The 25,825-nt window shown below is 64.2% G+C and carries 15 protein-coding genes and 1 pseudogene; 5 read left to right on the plus strand and 11 right to left on the minus strand.

Annotation, left to right across the window (positions count from 1 at the left end):
- The 5 genes from MFF54_RS25425 to MFF54_RS25445 all read right to left on the minus strand — a co-directional run.
- Positions 1–1,075, minus strand: a 1,075-nt coding sequence (locus tag MFF54_RS25425; RefSeq protein WP_238306984.1) for a CHASE3 domain-containing protein, incomplete at its 3' end; no start/stop codon positions are given.
- A 331-nt stretch (positions 1,076–1,406) separates the two neighbouring features.
- Positions 1,407–1,922, minus strand: a complete 516-nt coding sequence (locus tag MFF54_RS25430; RefSeq protein ID WP_238306985.1) for an HNH endonuclease — start codon at positions 1,920–1,922, stop codon at positions 1,407–1,409.
- 283 nt (positions 1,923–2,205) lie between these two features.
- Complete coding sequence (locus tag MFF54_RS25435) at positions 2,206–6,219, minus strand: N-6 DNA methylase (RefSeq protein ID WP_238306986.1); 4,014 nt, start codon at positions 6,217–6,219, stop codon at positions 2,206–2,208.
- Positions 6,219–8,978, minus strand: coding sequence for a DUF8741 domain-containing protein (locus MFF54_RS25440; protein WP_238306987.1), 2,760 nt, complete (start codon positions 8,976–8,978; stop codon positions 6,219–6,221). Before MFF54_RS25440 ends, MFF54_RS25435 begins: the two co-directional genes overlap by 1 nt.
- The gene (locus MFF54_RS25445) at positions 8,975–14,233 is read right to left on the minus strand and encodes a DEAD/DEAH box helicase family protein (protein WP_238306988.1); all 5,259 of its coding nucleotides are present in this window, start codon (positions 14,231–14,233) and stop codon (positions 8,975–8,977) included. The genes MFF54_RS25440 and MFF54_RS25445 overlap by 4 nt, the downstream gene beginning before the upstream one ends.
- Positions 14,234–14,756: 523 nt before the next feature.
- Here MFF54_RS25445 and MFF54_RS25450 point away from each other — a divergent pair.
- On the plus strand, positions 14,757–16,574 hold the full coding sequence (locus tag MFF54_RS25450) for a GmrSD restriction endonuclease domain-containing protein (protein WP_238306989.1): 1,818 nt from the start codon (positions 14,757–14,759) through the stop codon (positions 16,572–16,574).
- Between the two features lie 27 nt (positions 16,575–16,601).
- Here MFF54_RS25450 and MFF54_RS25455 read toward each other — a convergent pair whose 3' ends face one another.
- The gene (locus MFF54_RS25455) at positions 16,602–17,750 is read right to left on the minus strand and encodes an RNA-guided endonuclease InsQ/TnpB family protein (RefSeq protein WP_238306990.1); all 1,149 of its coding nucleotides are present in this window, start codon (positions 17,748–17,750) and stop codon (positions 16,602–16,604) included.
- 292 nt (positions 17,751–18,042) lie between these two features.
- Here MFF54_RS25455 and MFF54_RS25460 point away from each other — a divergent pair, with 292 nt between their 5' ends.
- The gene (locus tag MFF54_RS25460) at positions 18,043–18,219 is read left to right on the plus strand and encodes a hypothetical protein (protein WP_238306991.1); all 177 of its coding nucleotides are present in this window, start codon (positions 18,043–18,045) and stop codon (positions 18,217–18,219) included.
- 262 nt (positions 18,220–18,481) lie between these two features.
- Here the strand turns inward: MFF54_RS25460 and MFF54_RS25465 are convergent, their stop codons facing one another.
- From MFF54_RS25465 to MFF54_RS25480, 4 genes are all read right to left on the minus strand, one after another.
- Positions 18,482–18,934, minus strand: a complete 453-nt coding sequence (locus MFF54_RS25465) for a helix-turn-helix domain-containing protein (RefSeq protein WP_306423985.1) — start codon at positions 18,932–18,934, stop codon at positions 18,482–18,484.
- A 340-nt stretch (positions 18,935–19,274) separates the two neighbouring features.
- Entirely contained in the window at positions 19,275–19,976 is a 702-nt protein-coding gene (locus MFF54_RS25470; RefSeq protein ID WP_238306993.1) for a Crp/Fnr family transcriptional regulator, read from the minus strand.
- Positions 19,977–20,082: 106 nt separating this feature from the next.
- Positions 20,083–20,553 (minus strand): Ros/MucR family transcriptional regulator, encoded by a 471-nt coding sequence (locus tag MFF54_RS25475; RefSeq protein ID WP_238306994.1) that lies wholly within the window; start codon positions 20,551–20,553, stop codon positions 20,083–20,085.
- A gap of 198 nt (positions 20,554–20,751) precedes the next feature.
- The gene (locus tag MFF54_RS25480; protein ID WP_238306995.1) at positions 20,752–21,459 is read right to left on the minus strand and encodes a tyrosine-type recombinase/integrase; all 708 of its coding nucleotides are present in this window, start codon (positions 21,457–21,459) and stop codon (positions 20,752–20,754) included.
- Between the two features lie 303 nt (positions 21,460–21,762).
- Here MFF54_RS25480 and MFF54_RS25485 point away from each other — a divergent pair, with 303 nt between their 5' ends.
- The 3 genes from MFF54_RS25485 to MFF54_RS25495 all read left to right on the plus strand — a co-directional run bounded on the left by MFF54_RS25485 (position 21,763) and on the right by MFF54_RS25495 (position 24,893).
- On the plus strand, positions 21,763–23,670 hold the full coding sequence (locus tag MFF54_RS25485) for a hypothetical protein (RefSeq protein ID WP_238306996.1): 1,908 nt from the start codon (positions 21,763–21,765) through the stop codon (positions 23,668–23,670).
- A 42-nt stretch (positions 23,671–23,712) separates the two neighbouring features.
- Positions 23,713–24,315, plus strand: a complete 603-nt coding sequence (locus tag MFF54_RS25490; RefSeq protein ID WP_238306997.1) for a hypothetical protein — start codon at positions 23,713–23,715, stop codon at positions 24,313–24,315.
- Between the two features lie 62 nt (positions 24,316–24,377).
- Positions 24,378–24,893 carry a hypothetical protein gene (locus MFF54_RS25495; RefSeq protein WP_238306998.1) on the plus strand — a complete coding sequence of 172 codons (516 nt, stop codon included), beginning with the start codon at positions 24,378–24,380 and terminating at the stop codon, positions 24,891–24,893.
- 468 nt (positions 24,894–25,361) lie between these two features.
- Here the strand turns inward: MFF54_RS25495 and MFF54_RS25500 are convergent.
- Positions 25,362–25,825, minus strand: a pseudogene (locus MFF54_RS25500) (hypothetical protein); the annotation flags it as partial.

The raw sequence follows: 25,825 nt of genomic DNA on the forward strand, positions 1-25,825 counted from the left end.
TGTTGCCGGCGACCGCCTCGCCCTGCTCGCGGATCGCCTCCATCGCCTTCGCGGTGTCCGTGGCCGCACGTAGCCCGGAGCGTGCGGTTTGGGCGGTGGCCTGGGCGGTGGCGATGACCTCGCCGGCCCGCTTCGTGATCTGCGCGCCCGAACGGGTGATCTCATCCAGTGTCGCGGCGGTCTCCTGAACAGCGGCGAACTGCTCCTCGACGGAGGCCGCCTGCTCCCGCGCCGAGGCGCGGATCTCGGCGGCCGCCGCGTCAAGATCCTGCGTGGCCGCGCGGTTGGTGCGGGCGAGCTCGGCCAGTCCCGACACCATCGCGTTCAGCGTCGCACCTAGCCGGCCGATCTCGTTGCGGCTCGTCGCGGCAGCACGCCCTGTCAGATCGCCGCCGCCGACGCGCTCGACGAACGCCATCACGCTCAGGATGGGCCGGACGATGAGGCGGTTGATAGCGATCCCGATCCAGAGGCAGATCAGCAGCGTGAGCAGGCTGCCGGCCCACCGGGTGAGGCTCGCATTGCTCTGCGCGCGGGCGAGACGCTCGTTCTGCGCCAGGCGGTTGGCCTCTTCCAGGCTCTCGATCGCGGCAAGCTTTCGCCGGAAGGTGTCGAACAGCGTCTTGCCTGATCCATCCCCCTCAATGCGGACTGCTTCGGCCCGCGTCGCCGGATCGGCAGCGCGGCGGATGGCAGCTTCGCCGATGTCGGACTGCCACGCACGCGCAGCCGCGACAGCCTCTGCAAGGAGGCGCGAGGTCTCCGCGTCTCTGCCAAGCAGGATGCCGACACGGTTCACCGCCTCGTCAAGAGCCGGTCGGCCTGACCGATAGGGCTCCAGGCTGCTCTCCCGGCCGGTGATGAGGTAGCCGCGCAGACCAGTCTCCTGATCGAGCATCGCGATCCGCAGATCACCGAGGCCGCGGATGATCTGGCTCGACCGACCGCGTCCCCCGGTGGCCTCGTCGAGTTGTCGGAGTGTCAGGAGCACAGCGCCGCTGCTGAGAAGCGACACGAGTGCGATGATGCCGATCGCGCCACCCAGCGAGCGATTGAGACCGAAGGTCGTCTGCATGGGGGCTCCGATAATTCCGGGCGGCTGTTCAGCGTGCTTTGCGGAAGCCGTTCCCGCGGATCGGGGGCAACTGCCGTCAGGAATTCACGCGGGCTGCGCTGTAGCGGGATGCACCCGTGCGAGGCAATCGTCGGGTCGATGTCGCCGCTTCGTCTGACCGGCTGAGGACCTATTGTCCCGATCGTCGGCGATGTGGGCTGCTGAATCGCGTATTGTATGGGTGCGACGGAAGAAGTTTTGAAGCGCTGCTCCAAACTGGGCCGCTAACGACCGAGCCTTGTCGTCCTAGGAGGCGGGAAACCAAGTCGATCGGCCCTCGTGTCGTACCCGGCTATGGCGATGCAGAGAAGCCATTCCGAGCCCGATGGTCCTGGAGGTACGGAGCGTGCCTGTCCTGCACCGAAACGACGATCGTTCGACCTTCTGTGAGTGCTGTCACGGCTCGCGCGGAAAGCGCCGGGCTCACGAGCAGGCTTCCTTCGTCGCTGAAGCTGACGAGCCCTTGATCGAAGGCCGCGTCCCAGAGAGCCGAGAGAAGCAAGCCGTTGAAGGGGTCAACGCGTTCGTAGGTGTCAGACGCGGCCCAAGGCTTGATGTGCGACGCCCGAAGAAGTTCGCGGTCTTGTATGCCCGTGATCGCGCAGGCTTGATTCCAGTGCCTGTCGAGGTGGCGTCGGAAGATGCCCTGCGCAGTTCGGACGATGGCCGTTCGTCCGGCGTCGGTCGTCGTAGGTAGCGAATGAGTCTCGTCCAAGAACTCCTGATAAGCCGACGGCGGTAGCTCCTGAGTGACGAGATGGAAGATTTTGGCGAGCGCGTCGCCGAGTTCAGCGAGCGTGCTGAGCATGCGCCCGCTGCGCCCTGGCATCGGCCCTTGAAAGTCCTGGCCGGGCAGAGCTTTGGTCGAGATCCGAGGTTCGGTGAATGAGAGCGTCCAAGGACCGTCATGGCCGCGAACGGCAACGTGGACCTGGAATGGCGTTTGCGTCGAGCGAAGTAGGTACCATCCTTCGTGAGCCACTGGATGATCCAAGCCTTTAGAAAATCCGTTCCTGCTTGCGGCTTGGCGGATGCCAATCCAAGTCGCAAGGCGAAGAGATGAGGAATGTGCAGGGCTAGATTCGGACATTCTACTCTGCTGCGATGCGCGCGCCAAAGCCTATCTTGAGATCGTGATACGCAGCCAGTATCAGCCGAGATGTGCGATATTCCTTGTGGTCCCGCATTTCATTGGACTTCAGGCCTCGGAACGTTTCCGAGGGGTATTCTATCCCTTTCGCCTCCGCAGGATCAAGGATGTAGCGCAGGTCATCGAGGCTGAGACCATAGGCATGCGCAAACCACGCATCGAGTTCGGCTCGCAGCATGGCACGCCGCTGTTCCTCCCATTTGAAAGGAGATTCGACATATCCCAGGTCGCGCGCAAACGGTGCCATCGAGTGGCTTGTGTACACGAGCTCGAGAACGCGAGGCACAATATAGTTTAGGTCGGCATCTTTATAATCGTCAGGGCTCAGCACCGGGAATTGCTTTACGTAAAAAAAATTCATGTGCAATCCGCCTGCCTTCTGGCGAACGACAAAATCGAAGATCAGGCTACTCATATTGGCAACTAGGCATGCAATCTTCCTGGCGTCGCTTATGTCAGGAAACAGAAGGGGGAGATTATTCCCAACCCCAACGCGCGGAATGATTGCAGGAACGAAAGTCCGCTCGTTGGTCGCCGAGGTAAGATCCTTGAAGCCGATGAACCAATCGCGCTTCCAGCGCACTGCGGCGAGGCGCTCCTCGACGTCCGCTTGATTAATCCAGTAGAACGGCGTCAGCTCGAAATCTGGATCGGCATGTTCCTCATCGCTGGTTTCGGGAAGAACTCTATACCCGCGTTCATCGCCTCTCTGAGCGTATCCCCCGGCGCGATGATCGTAGAAGTTGACCATTTTGGCTTCATAGAGTGGGATGTACCGCAGCGGTTCACCGCTGCGGGTGCTCGTCAACGTCGCGTTCGGATCGGTAATCCAGTCGGTACCCTCGCGAACGAGATTCATGTCGGTCAACTGAACAGCATCTTTGAAGAGTGCGCTGTCGGTCGTCATGTTGTATAGGCCCTGACGGAACATCACACGCCAAGGATTGCCTGTGGATTTGTTGGCCTCCTCGACGAGAACCTGAGAGCGGCCGTAAATATATTTGGTCAGTCGCGCGTCTTCGCGAGCTCGAAAAATCGGCACAGTCTTAGTGTTGGGATTGATTTTCAAAATTTCTTCCGCAGATAGCGTGAAGTTTCTTTCGGGCTCGTCGATCTGGGAAGTGTCTGTCGAGAAGAAAGAAAAAGTTGGCTTATCGCAGCCTTCGCCGATTGTCAGGAGGCAAAACTTCATTCGCGCATCTGGCGCGGCGAAGAGCTTCTGCCGGTTCTCGAAATCAGCGAGGCGAATGAGCCTCTTGCTCGCGATCAGATCAGCGAAGAACAGTGATGTGCTAGCGTCTGTTGCAATCCCAGTAGGAACCACGATCCCTGCCCTCCCCCTGGGTGAGATCAACTTGGCGCAGAGTTCAGAGAACAGTGCGTAAGAATTGACCTTGCCGCGCGCGGTAAGGGGAAATCTGCCGGACGAACGCGCGAACTCGTTTGCCGCTTCGAACGCACGCTTGTCTCTTTCATAAGTTGAGAATATCTCGGGATGATCAGCTTTGAGTTCTTGGATAGCCTTCTTGCGCTTTGCTCCTGCCAGCAAGGCAATCTCGGGCTTACGCTGAGCAAAATACTCCTCTTCGCCAAGTTGGATTACATCCCACGGAGGGTTTCCAACAACGATGTCGAACCCACCAGCGGCAAAGGCGTCGGCGAAGGTTAGGCCCCAATGAAGAACGCGAGCGTTCGCGCAAGCCCGTGAGCACGACACTTCGAGTTCCGCGCCTATACTGAGCTGCCGTAGGATGGCAGCGACGTCGGCTGTCGTAGGGATCGTTCGTTCCCCGTGCGGTGTTGGGGTGCCATCTTTGATGATGAGGTAAGCGGATACGTAGGTATCGCACGCCTGTCTTTTCGCAAGTAAACCCGGATCTGCCATGGCCTGCTGCCAAAGGTCCTGGCGTGCCCTACGCTCACGAGGGGTATCCTCCGGCATCGCCTTGAACGTCTCGACAATCCGTTCGATGTAGGAGTTCTGCGGCTTCCAGGTCTTGTCTTGGAAAATATCGAGCCGCCCTTGCCCGATACGCTCGTCTCGGTTTCTGAGGAAATACTTACGGCACTCAGGCTTCTCGTCTGCAGTGAGAGGCTTGTACGCGTCGTCGGGAATACCATCGTCCAAGAGGCTGTCGAGCTTCTCGCCGAAAGCGAATGTTCCGAGGAGAGCATCCCCACAGACAAGATTGGCATCGAGGAAGCCGAGCGGCTTGCCCGGTTCGAGAGACTCGATCCAGAGCGCAACCTTGGCGAGGTCGATCGCCATTGGATTGCGGTCTACACCATGGATGCATCGCCGGACGACGTCACGCATGGCCTCGCGATACTGATCCGCCGAAGCGACACCGCCGTTGCGGACGCGCGCAACCCGTGTCGCCAATCGGCGCGCGGCTGCGAGGAGGAAATGCCCCGAACCACAGGCAGGGTCGATAATGCGTAGGCCGAGCAACGCACGGGCTGGATCTTGCGAGCCTGCAATGACGCGATCCATGACTGGGTCGGCAACGGTGTTCAAGAGCGCCTGAACGAGACTATCGGGAGTGTAGTAGCTGCCAGTCGTTTTTCTGGCGTTGCCCTTCTTTTCCGCGCCTTCTGCAAAGAGCAGCTCCCTTCCGTTCGCAGTGATGCGTGGTGCGAGTTCGAGCAGACTTTCGTAGACGGACCCGAGTTCCTCGGTCTGCATATCTCGCCAGTTGACCGGTAATGTGCCGTCCTGACCCTTGAGCCAAGCCAGACGATGGATGGCCTTCATCAAGTCACGGTTCGCCAGGGTACAACTTTCGAGATTGTCCATGCGGCCCGGCTCGAACAACCCGGAGAGTGCAGGCAGGCCAAGTTCTTCTTGCCCCTCCGCTAGGCCACGGAAGACAATCTGAAGCGCCTCCCAGCGATCAGTGTGGGCATCGTATGAGGTTCGACGGATGCTGGCCTGTCGCAGGTTTCCGAGACTGTAGCCCTGGGCGTAGCGCAGCCGCTTGAGCGCGGCAGTCTGAGGAGGGTGCAGGAGGTCGCGATCCTCGGCGACGAAGAGGAAGATCAGCCTGTAGACGAGGTGCAGGCACTGCTCGAAGTAGACTTGCGCCGGGATCATGCCGCTGCTGACGAACTTGCGCAGGTCCCCATTGGCTGGATGGCTGAGGAAGCCAGTACCCAGCGCCAAGAGGGCTTCTTCGACGCCGTCGCGTAGGCGGTCTCGGGCAACCTCTCCTTCCTTCAGACCGGCAAGCCGCCATCGCTCCAGTGTGCAATCCGAAACCGCATCGGCGGGCTTGCCGAAGCGGGTGGCGTGCAACAGCAGCCAGAGCACGGCGAAGTCGACGCGGCCCTCGTTCGTGAAAATCGCATCAAGGTCGGCCTCAATGTAGGCGGGGCGGGTCAGGCTGGGGTTGTCGCGCAGCAGGCGCAGCCGCGTGCCGCAGCAGGCAAGGCCCCAGAGAGCGGCGTCTTCGGCGTTGAGCCAGTCTTGGACGACGCTGGCGGCCGATCCGCGCCGTCCGGCTGCCGTCAGGCTCGGGCTCACGCGGTCGATGCCGTCAGCCGGCGGGACCACGACCACCGGCACACGTCCACTCAAAGCTTCGAAGGTCAGCGGGTAGATGTCGCCGTCGCGGTCGTGCCGACCGATCGGCACGAGATCCCGAAACTCCAGGACGTCACGCAGGAGGGCCTCGGTGAAGCGCTCTGTGGCCGCGAGCGAGGGCTCCGGGTGCGCCGTGAGGTCGGCGTAGTGCGCCTGGGCAATCCGGTAGGCGCGCGCGATCTCATCGCGCAGGATCAGGCCTCGCGCGATGCCGTAATCGGCCGCGGTCTGCTCGTCCGCCTCGATACGGGCGATCTGTGTCAGCATCGCCGGCGCGATCAGGCCACCTTCGAGGGTGATCGCATCGAATGCGATGGCCGGCGCGCGCTTGGCGCGGCGTGTCCGCGCCGCGGGTCTCGGCTGGCGGACCATCACAGATCTCCCGGGGTGAGGATGTAGACGCCGACGATGTCGGCGGGCAGGATCGGCTCGACGGTAACCCGGGGCGTTCCCTGGGCCGCGGCACGGACGCGGCGGTGGTCGGCCTCGAGCGCTTCGCCGCGTTGCGTGGCGTAGGCTTCGATCGCGGGCATGTACGCGCTCAGCACACGCTCGCAGGCTTTCGCGATCAGACGGTGGCGCGCGGTCTCGGCGAGATCGCCGCTCGCGGGCGCTTCGAGCATTTCCTGGGCAGCCTCGCCCGCAGCGATGGCGGTCGGATGGGATCCGGCGAAAGCCAGGGTGACGGCCTCCTCCGCGAGGAGCATACGCTCGGTCCGCCCGTGGACGGTGAGTTTGTGGCGTAGACGGATCAGCACGATCGTCGTCATCGCGTCGACCGCGTTGGTGCTCCACGCCCCGGTCCGGACGAGCTCGAACCCGGTTTCGCTCTTCGGGTCGAGCGCCGTCTCCAGCAGACTTTCGGCCAGCGTCGACGTGATCGGGTGAGCCCGACCGACAGTGGCGGCTCCAGCCGGCGCTTTGGCCTCGAAGCTGATCCGCACCTCGCCCCTAACGCCACTCGCGTCGAGACGCTCAGCGATGGGCGTTGGCAGCTTGGCGAGATCGGCACGGAACGTGGTCTCACGGGCAGGCTCGAGGGCTGTGTTGAAGTGATCCATCGCGCGGGCGACGAAGCGCTCGACCCGCTCCGGGCCGCCGATGATCGCGCGCCAGTTCTCCCACTCCGGCATCACTTCGGCGGGTTTGAGGGCGTGTTGCGCGTAGCGTGCCCGCGACCGCTTCTCGCCCTCTTCGGCATCGCGCCAGCAAGCCGACAACACGCTCGCCTCCTTGGCAAAGAGATCGAGCTGTCGCTGGGCGCGCGGGCGGCCGCGGTGCTCCAGCATTGCGTTCAGGAGCGCGCCCGAGATCACCTGGCGATCTTCAGGGAGCGCGATGATGACGCCGAGATCCTTCTTGATCTGCTCGGCCTTCCTCAGGATCACGCTGAGGACGGCGCTGTCGATCAGGCTGTCCGCGCCGAACAGCAGCATCGATTTCACCACTGGCGCGGGCTGGCCGAAGCGGTCGACGCGCCCTTCGCGCTGCTGATGCCGGGTCGGGTTCCACGACAGGTCGTAGTGCACGACGGCATCGAACAGCATCTGCAGGTTGATGCCCTCGGAAAGGCAGTCAGTCGCTACCAACAGGCGCTGCGGCTCCTCGGCCATGCCTTCGACGCGGTCGCGGCGATCATCGGGAACGAGCAGACCGGTGACGGTCTCGACGGCGAGACCCGCGAAAGCTTTGCGAAGCGCGGTGGCGACATAGTCGGCCGTCGCGATGTAGCGACAGAACACGACCGGGTTCGCGCCAGCGGCGATCAGGGGCTTCAGCTCCTCGATCATCATCGCGAGCTTGGGATCCGGCTGGCGGACCAGGGCTTCCGCCTGCCGGATCAGCTTGGCGAGCGCCGGATCGGTGCCGAGGTAGGCGCTCGGTTCGGCGTCGACGGCTTCGGTATCCTCATCCTCCTCGTCGAGGACCTGCATCGATAGGCGTTCGGAATCGCCGTCCTGGCGGTTCCGAAGCGCGTTGAGCGCGGCGGCAGGTGAGGATCCGACGCACCGCAGGAGCGCCAGCGTCGACCAGAGCGTGAGACGCTGACGGTGTGTGCCGTCGCCCGCGTCCTCAATACGGTCGAGGCAGTAGTCCAGAACGGCGTCGTGGAACGCCGTGTGATCAGGGCCCAACGAGTAGGGCCGGTGGAGCTTCTCGTGCTTCGGGAAGATCTGATCGCCTTCCCATTTCTGGTCGAGGATGTCCTTGCGCCGTCGCTGCACGAAGTGGCGCGCGAGCGCGATACGACCGGCATTGGTCTCCAGGCCCGCCATCTCGAAGCTCTCGTCGAGGAGCTTCAACAGACGGTCGAAGGCCTCTTCGTCCCCACTGTGCGGGGTCGCTGTGAGGAACAGCATGTGCCGATCGGCATCCCTGGCGAGACGCTGCAGGAGCCGGTAGCGACGCTGACGGCTGCCATGCGTACCGACGCAGGCATGGGCCTCGTCGACGACGACGCAGGGTGGGCAGGACGCGGCGAAGCTCTCACGGCGCTTCTCGGCCTTGATGTAGTCGAGGCTGACGACCGTGAAGGGATGAACCTCGAACAGGCTCTGAGTGCCGACGACCTTCCGCTCAAGCCGCGGCGCTGAGGCCGATGTTACGGCGACGGCCTCGATGTCGAACTTGGTGCGCAACTCCCCGACCCACTGATCGACGAGGTGGGGCGGGCAAAGGACGCAGAAGCGCTCGATCTCGCCCCGGTCGAGGAGTTCGCGCAGGATGAGGCCGGCCTCGACGGTCTTGCCGATGCCGACGTCGTCAGCGATCAGCAGCCGCACGACAGGCAGACGCATCGCCATCAGCAGCGGCACGAGTTGATAGGCGCGCGGCTCGAAACTGACGCGCGCCGACGAGCGGAACGGGCCTGCACCCCGTCGAAGCGAAAGGCGTAGCGCCTCTGCGAGGAGGCGTGCGTTCTCCTGCGTGCCGCGCACGTCCACGCACGGCGGGGGGAAGTGAGCGGCCTCAACCGGCACGCGTTCAAGCGCTGGCAGGATCGTCAGCGCATCGGCCTCGGTGCCTGAGAGCGGGCGCAGCCGCAGCGCGGCCGGATCGTCATGGGGCAGCGTAACCCATTCGCGGCCGCGCGCCCGCACGAGGTCGCCGGGGGAAAACTGGACGGTCATGCGGCGACCTTGAACAGCGTGCTGAGGGCAGAGGGTGGATCGTGCTCGGGATCGCCCTTGAGGACCACGAGCGTCCAGCCGCCGTCCTCAAGCTCATCGACGACCTCCTGCGGCGGCGGCGCGTAGGCGATCGCGACGTGGTGACTGCGCCAGACATCGAGGAGCCCGTCGGTATCGAACTTCAGGCGCTTGGCATCGAATGGCGGCAGGCCCCATCGGCTGAGAGCCTGCGGCCAAGTTTCCGTGCTCGCGGCGACCGAGGGCGCTGTGCACACGACAGAGGTCGACCGGATAACACTGGCGGCGAGCCGCACCAGTGCGGTTCGCGCAGCCTCGTCGTTCCGGTCGATGAGAGCGTGGTCCATCTGGTTGTAGTAGGACAGGAGACAGCGGTAGCACCCGCGCACACAGAAAGTGTCGTCGGCGTCCTTGAGCTTGGACGCGTCCCGCGTAGCGAGCGCGTCGTCGATGCTATCGGGGGTGAAGTGCATGACTTCCAGAGCGCGGTGGGCGACCTCTGCCAAGCGTTCTGGCTCGCTGACGAGCCGCCGCAGGACACCGGCTCCGCCCTCGCTGGACTCGTAGGCCAGGATGGCCTTGCGATTGCGACGGTCGGGCACGGCCTCTGTGGCAATCTCTCCTTCCTCGACCTGGAAGACGAGGCTCAAGCCGCGCGCGACCGCGTACTGGAGCGTGGCAAGCGTGCACTCCTCGGCCTCCGGGCCGAAGAGTTTGAGCAGGGCTGCATTCTTGTGGTCTTGGACAATGGGTACGACGCGCACGGCTCCTGGGCGCGTGGGGTCGGCCGGGTCGGTATCGTCGTCGTCGCGCTCTTGGTCGGCACCGACCCATTGACCGTTCTGCGGATCGATGGGGTAGCCGTAGAGATCCTTGTCCTTGCGCTTGCGAAGGCCGAGGTTGAGCCGGCTGATCTGAGCTCGGGGTGCGTAGGTCAGGTCCAGCACGGTCCCGCCGTCATCCTCAGCGACGGCGGTCAGGACGTCGCTCTGACCGTTACGCTTGGCCCAGGTGAACGTCGTCTGGATCTCGAACCCGCGACCCCGACGAGCCTCCTCGTTGGCGGTGATCCGCTCGGACGGGATTGTCTCGACGTTCTCAATGCGCAGAACCTTTTGGATCCGCTTCGCACCCGTCATCTGCTTGCCGCAGGCGTGACACAGATTCTGTCCGTCGCCCTCGTGGCCCGCGCCGCAGGAGCGGCACACGCGCCAGAGCGCGAGATTGCCCTCGGCCAAAACGCCCTGCGCGTCGCGGACGTCCGGCGGGATCTTGGCGCGCACGACCTTGAAGGCACGTCCTTCGTGATAGATCAGCGAGCCGGGACCGAACTCGGCGATGGCCAGGAAGCGGGCGCGTTGAAGGTAAGCCGCGCGCGGACCACCGGAGCCCTGCTCGGGCACGTAGGCGTAGAGCGGTAGCCGCGGGAAGTTGTATCCCGGCAGGAACCCCTCGGTCGCGAGGTAGCGATGCGAGGCGAAATCCGAATTATCCGACTTGCCGCCATGCTCCAGCAGCCTGATCTGGCTGTTGGCGATGCGGAAGGCCCGCTCGGCCGCGTCGCGCGCCTGCTTGGTCAGGCCAGGCCGCATGCTCTGACGATTGGCTTCCTCCATCTGCGCGAAGGCGGCGTTGTAGAGGTCACGCCACCGCCCGAAAGCGCTGTTGAAACGCTGGGACGCCGTTCTCGCAACCTCGGCCACGAAGGCGTTCGGGTTCTTCAGCCAATCGCTGCTGGGATCGTTCAGAACGGCGGGGGTAACGCAGTCGCGGATGGTGTCGAGGATCCGTTCGAAGTCGCCCTCGACCCCGACGACGCGGTCCGGGTTCGTGAGATGGTCAGCAATGTCGGCGCGGACCGTGCGTTTCGGCGTATCGAGATCAAGGATGGCTGGGATGGCATCGGGCAACTCCTGACGCAACCGGCCGTCGGCACCGGCCTTGGCCAGCCAGATCGCGTTGAGATGGGCCTCGACAAGGTCGCGGTTGGCGAGATCGATGCCCGGAGGCCTGACAGAGCCGGCGACGAGCTGCTCGCGGCGGGCGAAGTAGTACTGATCGTGGGGGCTCTGTGCGGCGCAATAGGTGACAATGAGCGCCGCTTGGCCGGAGCGTCCAGCGCGTCCCGAGCGCTGCGCGTAGTTCGCCGGCGTGGGCGGCGCATTGCGCAGGTAGACTGCGTTCAGCACCGAGATGTCGACGCCGAGCTCCATCGTCGGCGAGCAGAACAGCACCGGCAGAAAGCTGTCGGCCTCCAACGGATTGGTCTGGTCCGCGCGCATCGTGTCGAGGTTGCGCCGTCCGGCATCACCCCATCGGAAGCGCGCCTCACGCCACAGTCGCAGGTCTTTGTCGACCTGTGCGGTGTGCTCACGGCTCTCGAAGCCAAGTAGGCTGTCGTCGTCGCTCGTGAGGATGCTTGCCGTCTCGCGATAGAGGCCAGCGAAGTAGCTGTTCACGTCCTTCGCGGGCGCGCCAGCGACGAGGCGGATAGCGGAGGGAAGCAGCCTCAGGCCCGTGATTCCGTATTCCACGATCTCCCGGATCCAATTCTGCGCCTTGGCGATACGGACGACGCTTTCCAAGAGTTCGTCGTACTCGTGGATCGTGAGGCGTCGGCCTCCCCAGAGGCGACCGTCGCGCAGGCGCTTGCCGACTCGACTGTTCGGGCCGGCTGTGATCAGCCGATGGTCGCGCGCGCCGCCGGGTGGGAGCGGTTTGCCGCCCGCGCTCTCGGGGACGATCAGGATCCCGGCGGTGGAGACCGTCTCCTGATCCGAGATCGCCCAGGGTGCGCGCAGGTTGTCGCGTGACGACAGTCCGAGGCTGTCGAGCGGCCCCTTCTTCAGGAAATCGCTCTCGACTGCGAGTTCCCCGCGCATGACCTCAAACAGGGCGCGAAAGACCGCTCGGCGGTCGTTGGGCTGGAGAGGCCGCAGAAGCTGGTGGTCCTTGAAGAGGCTGTCGTCGGAGCAGCTTTCGAGGCCTGGGTAATCCGCTCTGACAAGCTGCAAGTTCTCGAGGTTGAGATTGGTGTAGCGCCAACCGCGGCGTTGGTCGCTCCACACCCGGTGGCTGAGCACCCGGGTCAGATCGGTGATAGCCCGCGCACGCGACGGCCCGACGGCTTCGGGGGCAGACATCCAGTGCCGCCGCCGTGCATCATTGCCGTCCTCGAAACCGAGCGCCTTCTGGAGAGCTGTGCCGTACTCGGCTTCGGCGAGGCCATCCGGACCGGCGGCTCGGACGGCCGACAGCACGGCGGCGCGCAGCAGCGTCGTGAAGATGAAGTCGTTGAAATGACCGGCTTGGAGCGCGGCGTCCTGCCGGTTGTCCGAAAACCCCAGCACCTTCCGCTTGTCGGCCGCGATCCTCGCGTCTGGTCGGTGCATGTAGCGCAGGAGACTGCTGACGAGGAGCGTCGTCGCGGACGAGCGCCCTTCGGCGGTCAGGCCCGCGAGCTTGTTCTGCTCGCGGGTGCCGGGTTGCGCCTCATGCTCGCAGGCCAAACAGAAGCGCCAGCGGCCGGGGATGAACCAAGCTTGGCGTCCGGTCGGGTCGACGCGGCCATTCGGTAGAACGGTTACGGCCGCGACCTGCTGCTTGCGGCGCGTCGCCTTCAACCGTGGACCACGGGGCGCGTGTTCGACCCACTCGTCCGGGTAGTCGGTCAACGCGCCCTGGAAGAAGTCGTTGATCGTCTCGGGCTCGGGCACGAGATATCCGGCGATCCCATGCTCGGTATCGCGCTCGTTGATGGGATCGTCGATCGACCGTGCGACGAAGTTGTCGCCGGCGTCGTCGTCGAGCCGGGTCACGGGGTGGTACTCGTGCCCGCACTCGCGGCAGAAGTGGGTGGAGAACAGCCGGGCGGTCTTGTCCTCCGGGTGATGGGTCTGGCCGTTCAGCGTCACCCGGCGAATGCCGGGAGAGCCGGGCGTGCGCAGGGTCGCGTAGACGAGCCCTGCGCCCGAGATGAACCGATGCAGCTTGAAAGCCAGGAAAGCCCGGGAGCCTGAGCCACCCCGCTCAGCACCCGGCCGCGCTAAGAGGCTGAGCATCTCGCGCAACCGCTGCTCGCACAGCGCGGCGTCGCACCCGGTCTCGCCGGCTAGGACTTCCGCGGCTGCGACCAGGGTCATGGGTGCCCGTCGCTTCAACTGAGGCTTGTACTCAAGACCAATGCGAAGCTCGATCCAGACGGCGAGCGGATGGACCTTGAGTTCTGCATCCGTGGCCGTTGCCGGGACGGTGCTCCGGATGCAGGCAGCAAGCTGGCCCTGGATGCCTGCGACGGTCAGATCCTCGCTGGTGGCACGTTGGAGGGCCTCATCGATGACGCAGTCGTCAGCGATTTTGACCCCGAACAGATCACTGGCAACCTTCGCCACGGCCTCGACGGGATTGCCTTGATCTGGCGTCGCCATGGTCGCGGACGTGCCGATGCAGACAGGGGGCCGACTGTCGCGGCAAAGCTGATCGCGAAGGCGGCGTACGAGGATGGCGACGTCGGCTCCCTGTCGACCGCGATAGGTGTGCAACTCATCGAGCACGATCCAGCGCAATCCGCGGGCGTTGCCGATCACCTGGGTGTCGAGCTCGCTCTGTCGCGTCAGCAGGAGTTCGAGCATCATGAAGTTGGTCAGGAGGATATCGGGCGGATTGTCCCGAACCTCCTCGCGCTTCTCACGGCTCTCCTGGCCCGTGTAGATGCGCACCCTGGGACGCTGCGCTTCGGGGATCCCACACTGGTTCAGGAACTCGGTCAGGCCTTCGTACTGCGAGTTCGCCAGGGCGTTCATCGGGTAGACGACGATGGCGCGTGTGCACGGCTTGAAATCGGGCGTCTGCCGCTCGCGGACGGCTTCGTCGATGATCGGCAGGAAGTAGCAGAGCGACTTGCCCGATCCGGTCCCGGTCGTAACGACGAAGCTCTTGTCCGCCTTGGCCTTGGTCAGCGCCTCGGCCTGATGCCGGTGAGGATCAAGGATCCGACCGCGCTCGCGGAAGATCTGCGGCGTGAGCGGGTGCAGGATCCCGTCGTTCACAAGCGCCTGCAGGGTCTCGCCGCGCGCAAAGTGCGGGTTGATCGTGATCAGGGGATCCGGCCAGAACGCCTTGCCGTCGTAGAGGCGATCGACTTCGGTCCGGATGTCGTCCGCGGCGATCCTGTTAAAGGACCGCGCGAAGGCGTCGTAGTCCCGGATCAGGCTTTGGTCGAGGCCGAACGCATCCACCGTGTCATGTCCCCCGCATGACGGCCGGCAGGTCCGGCCATTCTCTGCTACTCGACGCGAGGCTACCCTAGGTCCTTGCCTGCAGGTAGCGGAAAGCTCGGCCACAGACGACGTAGGGCCGGTTTCAACAGCGGTTGCCGCGTCAGTGTGGCCTACGGAGCATCCAGAGCGTTCGCTCACTGGCCTCCAAGCCGGAGGCCCCGCCGCATGGATCGCTTCGGCGAGGCGGCCGTTCGCCACGCGCTGATTCGCGGTTGCGGAGGATCGCGAGCACCACGCAGGCATCGGCCTCGCCGTCGCCGACGGCGGCGGTCTGCCGCACGCGGTGGAACTGCTCGAGGACTGAGGCGCTCATGAGCGCGATCGCCTTCCGAGGCATGCGACGATCCAGCGATCCACAACCCTGTGATGAGATAGCCAAAGCGCCACCCGCCTCAGCGGCGGTAAAGCGAAGCTGTCCCGTGGACACGAGGCTCAAAACTTGGCAGCTAGGCGGCTCTCCCAAACCCCACCGGCGATCGCCATGTCCTACGATACGTCTACCGTCGCCCGCGTTCTGGACGACATCAACCGCAGCTACTTCTTGCCGGCGATTCAGCGTCCCTACGTGTGGCAGCCCGAGCAGATCATTGCTCTTTTCGATTCTCTGCTGAAGGGCTACCCAATTTCATCGTTTCTGTTCTGGGACGTCAATCCGGATCGGCGGGCCGATTGGGAGATCTACAAGTTTGTCGAGAACTTCCGGCACGGGGATACTCACAACGAGACGGCGGAGACGGATGGCCGCAGGATCACTCTGGTGCTCGATGGGCAGCAGCGGCTTACCTCCCTGCTCATCGGCCTGCGCGGCACCTATTCGGTTCGCGCCCGCTACGGACGCCGCAACAACCGCGATGCCTGGAGCCGGCAGCGCCTCTACATCAACCTGCTGAAGGATCCGACATCGGATAACGAGGAGCTCGACGGGGAAGACCTTGGCGTGACCTATGGATTGCGCTTCTTCGAGCAGGAGCCGCAAAACGACGCCAATCATCTCTGGATGAAGCTCGGCCGCATTCTCGATTGCACTGGCGACGATATCTTCGAAGACCTCAAGGATCGGATGGTCGACGCCTTGCCGGAGACGTCAACGAAGGCGCAGCGACGGATCGTCGAGAAAACCCTCGACCGCCTCTTTCGCGTCATACTGAAGGATGAAATCGTCGCCTACTACACGGAGAAGGACCAGTCCTACGATCGTGTCCTCGATATTTTCATCCGTGCAAATGACGGTGGCACGAAGCTGAGCAAGTCGGACCTCCTGCTCTCGATGATTACCGCTCAATGGGCGGGAGTGAGCGCACGGCAGGAAATCTACAGCTTCGTCGATCATTTGAACGACGGGCTTGGGACGCGAAATCGCCTTGATAAAGACTTTGTTCTCAAATCTTGCCTTGTGCTCTGCGACCTGGATCAGCGCTATAAGATTGGCAACTTCACGAACAGCAATCTGGCCCGTATCGAAGCAGATTGGACGCGGATCAAGGCTAGTCTTGAGGCCACCCTTCGCTTGGTGAACCGGTTCGGCATCGATGCCGAGACCTTGACCTCGCTCAACGCGCTGCTGCCGATTGCCTACTACATTCACAAGACCGAGAGCGGCAGTCTCGACGGCACCACACCGTTCGAGGCGGCGAATGCGAAGCGTATTCAGCGCTGGCTCCTCGGCAGCCTGCTGAACGGCGTGTTCGGCGGAAGCTCCGACCGAACCATCGGACAAGCGCGCTCCATCCTCCAGGAGGCACTGAAGGCAGACAGGGACTTTCCCGATCAGGCGCTCGTCCAGGGTCTTGTTGGTCGTGGTCGGGCAACGAGCTTCGACGATGGCAACATCGAAGGCGTGCTTGGTAGCAGCTACGGAAAGCGTACCTGCTTCCTGGCGCTGTCGCTCCTCTACGATGCCCACGCCTGGGGTGTGACCCCTCACCACATCGATCACATCATTCCGCGTTCCCTGGCCGATCGGAAGGCGCTCGCAGCGCAGAACCTGTCCGAGCCGCTGATCGAGCGCATCCAGGGCAGCGTGAACCGGCTTGGAAACCTGCAGCTCCTCCTGGCACGTGAGAACCTTGAGAAGAGCAACATGCCGTTCAGCCAATGGCTCCAAACCCGCGATGCCGCGTTCCGGGAGCGTCACCTGATCCCGAACGATCCAGCGCTGTGGCAGGTGGCAGCACTGCCGGAGTTCGTCACCGCACGCGAGGAGTTGATTCGAAAGCGCCTCCGGCAGTTCGACTTCGATCTGGCCGAGCCCCAGCAGGAGCCTCAAGCGCTCTTGGTCCGAGGTGCCGTGGGAAAGTAAACTTTCTCTCCCTGAAGGAAGAGGCTTTCAGGAGCCCTGCACTATCACTTTTGGAAGGGGACAGCACGGACCTCGAGGATGCGTTACGGACATCCCCATCAGACGCAGATTATCGGCCGCGTTCCGGTCGGCGTCGGCCTGATGGCCGCACGCATCACAGCGGAAGACCTTGCGCTCGCGGTAACCGATACAGCCGCAGATCGAGCACGACTGGCTCGTCCAGGCCGGGTCAACGGCGAGCAAGGGCACGCCGACAAGCGCGGCCTTGTACGTCAGGAACCCGCGCAGCTGGTGAAAACCCCAGCCCGCGTGTTCCCGACGCAGGGCGCGGGACACCATCGTGCGCAGGCGAATGCCCGCAAGGTCTTCGATGCAGATCCCCGCGCGCAACTCGGCCGCGTCCTGGACGACGCGCCGCGAGATCGCGTGGTTCTCCGCCGCGTGAAAGCGTCTCTCCCTGCCCGACAGCCGTTGCAGGACGGCGCGGCAGCGACGCCGCGTCGACCGTGTGCCCTTCGAGGCTTTCCTCTGGAGAGAGCGCCGAACTCTTTGGTAGCGCTCACGCACCGCCTTGCGGTGCCCGCCCGCCCAGAATTGGCCCGTCGACGTGTGGAGCACGTCGGTGCGACCCATGTCGCCGCCGATCCAGTCGGTCGGCGTGATAGGATCAGCGCACGCCGCCTCGACCTGGACGTTGAGGTAGAACGATGTCGTCCGCCGACCCCGGCGCTCGACGAGTTGCGCCGATCGTATACGCCGGGCCCCGGCATGGCGCGCCAGTTGAGCGCGCTGATGCGCGCCGAGCGACATCGATACCCGTCGACGACCACCGACGAGGGTCAGGCTCGCCTCACCGTCGAACATCCGGAACGTGCGCTCGTCGTATTGAACCGAGGCGTCGCGATAGCTTGCGACTCTGCCGTGGTTCGCCCGCGCCGCCTTGCGGTTGGCAGCCACCCGTCCGATTGCCTGCTGGGCGAGATTGGCTGAGAGTCCGTAGCGCTCGCGCACGAGCCGATAGGTCTGCGCACGCAGCCGCGTCTCGTTGACAAGATCGTCCGTCGTCTCGCGCACCACCGTCCGACAAGACGCCGCAAACGCACGGACGGTCACCGCCAGGGCGGCGCGGTCGGCAGGATCGGGAACGAGCTTGCAGCAGACAGTTAGGATCTGCACGGAACCCCGCGTTCACGGTTTGATCCTGCATGGCTATGCCAAGAACGATCCCACAACAAGACCAAAAACAGAAACCTCTCCCTGAAGGGAGAGGGATCCTTCTAATCCGCTGATCGGCGGTGGTGTCGCATCTGCAATTGACATCACCGCCGGTTGTCCCTCTATCGAACCATCTACGGCTCAGGCGGTCGTCTTCAGCGAGCCGGAAGGCGGTTCGCTCGGGGGCTTCGTCCGGTTCGCAGTCAACGGCGAACGCTTCGTCCCGCATCGCTTCCGCGACGGCTTCCTGCGAGTGGCCGATCCTGCTCTCGGCAGGGTGAAGCACCACGCCGCCAACCAGATCGCCGCACGCGACGACGAGATTGCCGCCTATCTTCAGCGTGGCTTCCTCTTGCGCATGCGCGGCGAGCTAAGTGGTCAGGTGAATCTCATCGCGGCAGGCGAGATCGTCCGTGAGGACTGCGTCTAACGCAAGAAACCCTGCCTCCCAGTTCGGCTGGGAGACAGGGTTTCAAGAGCCTGTGAGGTATCGAGGTTGATGCCATATGAGGCCGGTTGGAGGCCTGCACCCAGACAACTGACAATCTGGTTATCGGTTCCAGCTCTATGCCGAACAAGGTTCAGATTTCGCCGGCCGCCAAGGTCTAGATTAAGCTTAGGTGCTATTGGCTGGACTTCTCGGGACCGCACGCAGCTATCTGGTGAGTGGACGGATTGCCGGGGAGGTCGGTTCACGCTTTCAGGTCCGCCGCTGCCACGACGAGGGCCAGGATGCTGCGTCGTGCAGCCTCGTCCGAAGCGCTGAGATAGAGCTGCAGGAGTTCCGAGGCTCCCGGCGTTTCCAACAGCTTGAGGGCTGAGCGGCCCGCGACACGCTCGGCATCTTCTTCGAGCAAGGTAGAGACCGAAACGCCGAACAGATTGGCGATCGCCTGAAGGCGGCTTATGCCTATGCGGCTCAAGCCCGTCTCGTATTTGTGCATTTGCTGCCAGGAGATGCCGAGAGCAGCGGCGGCCTCGATGATCGCCATGCCGCTGGCCCGCCGCAGGGTTCGGACTTTTCTGCCGATCTCCTGATCGGCTTGGGTCACTTGTTTGGGCTGACGCGGACTGTTTGGCATGGTTGACGCAGTTAGCTCGCGGCGACGCTTGAGGATGCGCTGATCTCGCCCAGAGTGCCACATGGGATGCAACCCGTGTCTTGCCTACTTTTTGACTGCCTTATCCTCCGGACCAATGTCCGACAACATCTGCTCGTGACCGAGTTGCAGCAGCAGTTCGGCAAGACGTCCCTCAATCGGTGCGTAAATCTCAGTTTCATAGAGTTTCGGGAGGTGATGCCCAAGTCGGTGCCGGGTGATAGCATCAAAGGTTGGCGCATCAATACGATCCGGTGCATGCGTGTCAGGCTGCAATTTCGGCGGTATCGATGCTTAAATTGCCAAGCTTTTGGCGAGGGCAAATCCCTTTGCGTTCAATCCGCACTCGCTACGGAGTGATTCAACCAAATTCAGCAGCAATGGTTCAGGCGAACTGCATCAAACCTGCCTGAAGATAGGCGGGCTCGTACGCCGCCGCTCGGCAGAGCGCGTCATGGTCGAGGATCGTTGCGCGCCGCGCCGAGAACTTGAGCAGGCCATCCTTGCTCAGCATCTTGAGGACGCGGCTGACATGGACCGAGGTCATGCCGAGCACGTCGGCAAGATCGACCTGGGTCATGCCGAGGTCGAAGCTCATGCCGTCGGTCATCCCTATGGCATGAAGCCGCGTCCACAGTTCGCAGAAAAGATGCGCCATCCGCTCATAGGCCGAACGGCGACCGAGGCTGACGAGCCACTCCGCGGTGACCGTGGTCTCGCGAGCGAGCTCGGCGATCACGAACTGGGTGCAGGCGGGTCTGACACGATCGGACTCGAACACGGCCGATCGTGGGATCTCACCCAGGACACAGTGACTGAGAGCCACCACGGAGGCGCTAACCTGCGGTCGCACTTGTGCACCCAGGTCGCAGAGTTCGCCGGGCAAGATGAGGCCTGTGATCTGCCGGCGGCCGTCACTGAGAAGGTGGCAGCGGCCCGCCAGACCCGATACGAGCAGGTGGAGGTGTTCGCCGCGCGCTTGATCGACGAGCGTCTTGCGCGCTGCGAACGACCGCTCGCGCATCACGAGGGTTCGTAATCCTGTCTGGGTCAGCGTTGCACGTTGTAGCGGCACGACGGTGTGCATCAGTCTCCACTCTCAAGCCGTTCGCGGCGAGACCTAGAGCGTCGGCCCACGCCGTCATCATCGCACGGCTTGCGGCCCGCTCGTTCGATCGACGGGCAGGTCGGGTTCAGGTCTGCCCGCTCGCCTGGGCCCCGGAACGCCTGCGGCGGTTGCGGCCGAGGCCGGTGGTCTTGGCAAACGCGGCGCGCAGCTCGGAGTAGCCTGCGGCCACCAGTGGATAGTCACGTGGCAGCCCATAGCGGTCGCGGTAACCCTGCGGGTCGAGGCCGTGCTTCCTCAGGTGGCGCTTCAGCGTCTTGTACGGCTTGCCGTCGATGAAGCTGATCAGCGCATCGGGCGTGATCGATCTGCGGATCTGGGATGGTGTCGGAAGCTGCCGATCGGCAGCTGCCGACTGAGATGCCTCCATGCTAAAGAAGGCTTGGTGAATGGATCGGACAAGATTCGGCAGTTCTGCAGCTGGCAGCTTGTTGTTCGATACGAATGTGACGACGAAGTCGGTGACCTTGGCGATCTGCTGGAGATCCAGGCTTTTCTCGTTGTCCACGTCAGCCTCCATCGGGATGCTGAGCAGCAACGTGATAACCTTAAGGTGTCGTCAAGCCTAAGATTTCGGAATCGGCATTCGTCATTGTGGACAAGGCTCGATCTGCCGTCTCGCTTTTAGCTTAGGTTGGATCCCGAACAGCACAAACCCGAGGGCGATCGCTTCCAGACTGAATAGGGCTGCCAGTCCCGGACGATGCGTACCGTTCGTGATGCTCGTCGCGCGCGCTCACCACATGCGGGCGGCGATCTCGCGTTCCTCGGCCCCGACGGCGTTGGCGTAGATCGCTGTGGTGGCGATGTCGGCGTGCCCAAGCCAACGCTGGAGTAAGTTCAGCGGAACGCCCGAGCGCAGTGCGTGCACGCCGAAGCCGTGGCGCAGTCCCTTTGGGGAGGCCGCCACGCCGACGATGCCAGCATCCTGCATCACGTCCTTGACGTAGCGCCACCCTGTGTTGCGCGCGATCCCCCAGAGCCGCTCCTGCGGCTTCCCCGGCTGGTGCACGCGCAGCAGGCTGTCGAGGAAGGCGCTCGGAACCGGCACCTCCCGAACGATGCCGGGACGACGCTTCTTCAGGCAGCGCACCGCGACGATTCCATCCTCGGCATCAAGGTCGGCGCGGGTGAGGTCGAGCGCCTCCGAGATCCGACAGCCGGTCCAGACCAGAGTCAGGCACAGCGTCTCGATGGTCGGCGGCCAGTTGGCGGCCGCAGCGACGAAGCGGGCGCGCTCGCCCGGCGTCAGGTACTTGCGCTGCCCATTGGGCGTGTACAGCGAGGCGGCGGCTGGCGACGCTCGGCGGTGCGTCATGGCGAAATGTCCCAGAAGCGCCTTGGCCGGGGGCGCGGCCGTGGCTGTTAAGAACGCTTTTTCCAATTCTGTTCCAGGCCCAGCGCGACCACCGCCGCGCTGACCGAAACCCTTCGGAATGGCCAAGCTTGTACTCCGCAAATTGGTCTTGCGGCAAGCCTATAAGCGCCGCACTTTCAGGTAGATGAACAGAATTGGAAATACCGTTCCACGAATCGCCTAAGAGTAGGCGATTCGGACTGATGCACAGCGATTCGCTGACATCTTGAGAAAAGCAAGCGCAAGGGTTCGTGCAGTCTCCCAAGCCGGCATCCCTGCGCCTCATACCTCATACTTTGTCTGGAAGCTCTCCCGATGCCTCGCCGTGTCGCGCGCGCTCTCGCGCCTATGCTCCTCTCGACCACGCTCGCGGGCCCTGTAGGCGCGGCCATGCCAGATTGGGCCGAGGCCTACACCCGGGAGGCCATTGTGGCTCCGGTGACGCTGGAGAACGCACGCAAGTACCGCTGGTATCAGATCGGTGCCGTGCTGCGCTCCGAGCATCCGCGGGTCTACGACGACGAGATCAGGCCCGCGCAGGAGCGGCTGAAGCGGCACGGCAACGCCCTGTTCGAAGAGCTCAAGGGGCAGGTCGACACGCTCCTCGCCCTGACGCCGTCGCTGGACGAGGCCGGGCCCTTCCACAAGCACTGCCACTGGATCCTGGAGCGCCCGCCCGGCGAGTTCCCGACCAAGCTTCAGATCGATCTCGAAGCCTACTGCCGGGAGAAGGCGGTGCCGGCGCTCTACCTGCGCCTCGTCACCGAGCGCGCCCAGAAGCTCGACGTGCGCCTCGCGACCCTGCGCCGCCTCGACGTCGGTTACCCCGGTCACCTCGTCGGCAGTCCGGGGTTCGTCGGACGCGCAGACGTTCCCGGAGCCTATGCGCGGGCCCTGGAGGATCGCCTGGTGGCGGCGCAGCCTCGAGTGATCGCCGATCTCGCCGAGAGCTTCCGGGCCAAGACGCTCGGCGGCGATCCGCTCCAGACCGACGTCGCGCAGTGCCGTGACCTGCTCGGGCCGTGGTACCCGCAACGCGACACCGCTCGCGACATGATGCTCGGTGACCCCATGCGCAGCGCCGGGGCCGGAACCGAGGCGGCCCTGCGCTTCGAACAGGCGGTCGGCGGCGCGTGCCGCCGCGAGGCGAAGGCCTGGCTGATGCGCCAGCAGCCCGAGATCGACGACGCCATCCGGACAAGCTTCGCCACGCTCGACCCGAACCAGGGGCCGATCCTCGCGGTCGGCACGCGCTGCACCGGCGTACTCGGGCGCTGGTTCAGCAGCTTCGACGGTTTCGAGCTCAGCCTGACTGGGCCGCTGCAGCAGACCTGTCGGCAGCAGGCGCAGGGGCTGAACGAGCGAGCCGTCGATATCCGGGCGCGGGCCCTGGCCGCCCGCTTCGCCGCCGCGCCGAAGACGTTGGACGGGCTGGAGCGCAACGGCTGGTTCGGAGTATCGGCCGACGACCTTCAGGCCGCGCACGACCCGCGCGATCCCGAACGCGGCGAGGTCGATACTCTGATGCAGACGCGGGTCGATGCTCTCGTTCGGCCCCTACGCGAGGCGGCCCGCGACGCCGCCCTGGCGGAGATCCGCGGCTTCTATGAGCAGGCCGGGCTGGCCGATGCGGAGTTGCAGCCGGCTCGACGCATCTGCGGTCCCTATCTCGGCCGGTCAACGCGCATGCTGCCGCCGGGTGGCGGGGACCTGCGCCAGGCGATCGGCGAGGCTTGCCGCGACGAGGAGAAGCGGGTCGTCGTGCACCGCGCCGATGCCGCATTCGCCGCGGCGGGGATCGAGCCCGTCCTGGGCAAGGGGCGTCTCGTGCTAAGCGCGCCCGATGGCCGCCTCACCTACGCCGATCCACGCGCGGTGGTGATCGCAGCCGCCGGCAACGGCCTGCAGGTCCGCTTCCGGCGCACAACCTCCTGGTTCTTCTGGACGAAGGAGAACCTGCGCGTCACGCCGTTCGGCCGGGACACCCCAGTTCTTGCCGGCGACCTCGCGGCTGATACGCATCCGAGCGGCGGGAAGGTCTGGCGCGTCACCGACCTTCAGGCCCTGCCGGGTCTCGGCGGCCCCCTCGCGACGCTGGCCTGCCTGACGCAAGGTCCAGAGGCCACACACGCCCTGGCCAGCCTCGGCTTGGCCGGGATGGTGAGCATCTTCGTGCTCGACCTGCCGCGGACCGGGGTCGAGCTGTTCTTGGCCGCCGGCACCCTGTCGACGAGCATGGGCCAGTGCGAGGATGCGCGGCGCAGCTACTTCGCGCTCCCGGGCCCGGGGGCCTCGTGAACGCCGCCTCGGTCTCGTTCCCCCCACCATGGGTCGCAAGCCATGCTGCCACAGACCTCGCACCGCCATAGCAGCGGATTGCAGCACTACGACGACGTCCTGGCACTGACAGGCCAGCAGTACCGCCTGACGGCGGACGGCGTGACCGTTGGCGTGGTGCTGGGCATGCTCGACACGCGGACCGGGCGCATGCCGGTCGGCCTCGTCGATGCACGACGCGCCTACTGGGCGGACACGCTGTACTACGACGCCAACCGGCGCTGCCTCGATGTCGTCGACCCGGATCGTTGGGTGGCCTTTGTCGGCACCTACGCGGGTGGCGGCTGGCTGCTCAGCCTCGTCGGCGGCCTCGGCGGCTTCGCGCTGATGACGGTCGCGGCAGCCGGCTCGGTGGTGTTCGACATGGTTCGGTTCGCCCTCTTCCCGGCCATGCTGTTCGGGCTCGTCGGGCTGCTCGTCTACGGCTTCGTCGGCTACGCCCTGGCCATGACCGCGCTCAAGTTCCTGCCATACCTGCTCGGCGGCATCGCGGTTTGGCTCGGGCTCTGCGGCCTGATCGCCCTGGAGCGGCGCGCCCGCTGCGACCGGGCCGGACGCACCATCGAGACCCTGCTCGAACACCAGCTCATGCCGATCTTCGGCTGACCTCGCGCAAGTCGGGCAATGCCGTCCGACGAACGCACCTCATCCACCCCAGTGAGACGACGATGACCTTGAATTGCCTCGTGATGTCAGCGGCGCTTGCCGCCTGCGCCACTCTCAGCCCAGCGCATGCGGAGACCGCGTGGCAGAAGCTGACCTACTCGGATCCACGCCACCCCTCCGTCTTCACGCCGCTCGTCGCACCCCTGTGGCAGCGTGAACTCGCCGGTACGCCGTTTCACCAGATCCATGCGACCCGCATCGAGGCGGACGGTGCGACCTACCTCGTGAGCGTGGCCTTCGCGGGCGGCCTCTGCGAGATGGGGGCGAACGGGCGCAACGCGGTGGCCGAGCCGGCGATCTGTCCGGCACGCGTCGACCTGTTGCGCGACGGCAAGGTGGTGAGCACCACCCGCGGCCGGGTCTGCTCGGTCGCGCCGCTGCCGGAGGATACGACGGCCAATCAGTCCGACAAAACAGAGGCCCGGTTTGATCCGGCGACACAGACGATCAGCTTCCGCTCGTTCATGAGCAGCAAGCCGGTTCGAACCTGCCAGCGGCAGATGAAGCTGCGGCCTTGAGGTGGCATCGGTACGACGCTGCCTCGGAACCTTGCAGGACGAGAAGAAGACCGGTCTGGGCCTCGCCCAGATCGCTGAGCGCATCGACGTCGAAGGCTCTGAGAAGGGCACTTAAGAAGCCTCCGAGAGCAAAGGCGGACGCAAACCCGCCTGAGGCAGGCGACAGGGCCAGACGACCCGGAAGGGGGGGCGCATGGCACCCCTTGCTTCAGCCTGCCATACGATGAACCTAGTTCTCTGGCGACCCTGATAGCCGGGCTACCTTCTCCGGAGCTCCAGATCAGGGTGCTTCCTGGCGCTCTACAAACGCGAAAACTTGGCCGATGAGCTGTTTGCAATCGTAGGGCTTGGGCACAAAGCACGTACCAAACGGCAGGCCGCCTTGGTCCGGACGCTCAACCCCAGACACGAGGAACAGTCCAACATGCGGCCATCGAGCCGCAACCATGTGCGCAAGCTGAAAACCATTCATTGTGCTGAGGGCATCGACACGTCCGCGAGCACCGCGCGAATGTCGCTTCGATCATTCAGAACCTTCAACGCCTCATCGGCGTTGCGCGCTTCGAAGACGACCAAACCGGCCTCTGAAAAGGCATCGGCTGTGTCCATCCGCAGCAGCGGCTCGTCCTCGGCGATGAGTACGCCAGTCTCATGCCCAGCAAGCTGGAGATATGTGGGTGTGAAAGGAGCCGTATCCCGCTGTTGATATGAAGCCGGTTCGGCCGCTGATGACGCCGCAGCTGGATCGTTCATGTCAGAGTTCCGAAGGTTGGACGACAGCGTCTTGTTGCGTAAGCCCTCCGTCATAACCGCCATGCGTAGCGTCTGTTCACTTCGTCTCAGGCCAGCGGCCTGCTTCTCGCGTGCGACCCAGTCAGCGATTTTGAAGGATCCCTCTCCGTTCAGGGAGAGGGATCCTTCTAATCCGCTGA

It is taken from the genome of Methylobacterium gregans (assembly GCF_022179245.1).
Classification (GTDB): Bacteria; Pseudomonadota; Alphaproteobacteria; order Rhizobiales; family Beijerinckiaceae; genus Methylobacterium; species Methylobacterium gregans.

Excerpts from the sequence above, each read along its gene's own strand:
- MFF54_RS25470 (WP_238306993.1), bottom strand. The coding sequence starts at position 19,976 with ATGCACACCGTCGTGCCGCTACAACGTGCAACGCTGACCCAGACAGGA.
- MFF54_RS25435 (WP_238306986.1), bottom strand. The coding sequence starts at position 6,219 with ATGGTCCGCCAGCCGAGACCCGCGGCGCGGACACGCCGCGCCAAGCGC.
- MFF54_RS25495 (WP_238306998.1), top strand. The coding sequence starts at position 24,378 with ATGACCTTGAATTGCCTCGTGATGTCAGCGGCGCTTGCCGCCTGCGCC.
- MFF54_RS25485 (WP_238306996.1), top strand. The coding sequence starts at position 21,763 with ATGCCAGATTGGGCCGAGGCCTACACCCGGGAGGCCATTGTGGCTCCG.
- MFF54_RS25465 (WP_306423985.1), bottom strand. The coding sequence starts at position 18,934 with ATGTGGCACTCTGGGCGAGATCAGCGCATCCTCAAGCGTCGCCGCGAG.
- MFF54_RS25450 (WP_238306989.1), top strand. The coding sequence starts at position 14,757 with ATGTCCTACGATACGTCTACCGTCGCCCGCGTTCTGGACGACATCAAC.
- MFF54_RS25430 (WP_238306985.1), bottom strand. The coding sequence starts at position 1,922 with ATGCTCAGCACGCTCGCTGAACTCGGCGACGCGCTCGCCAAAATCTTC.
- MFF54_RS25490 (WP_238306997.1), top strand. The coding sequence starts at position 23,713 with ATGCTGCCACAGACCTCGCACCGCCATAGCAGCGGATTGCAGCACTAC.
- MFF54_RS25440 (WP_238306987.1), bottom strand. The coding sequence starts at position 8,978 with ATGACCGTCCAGTTTTCCCCCGGCGACCTCGTGCGGGCGCGCGGCCGC.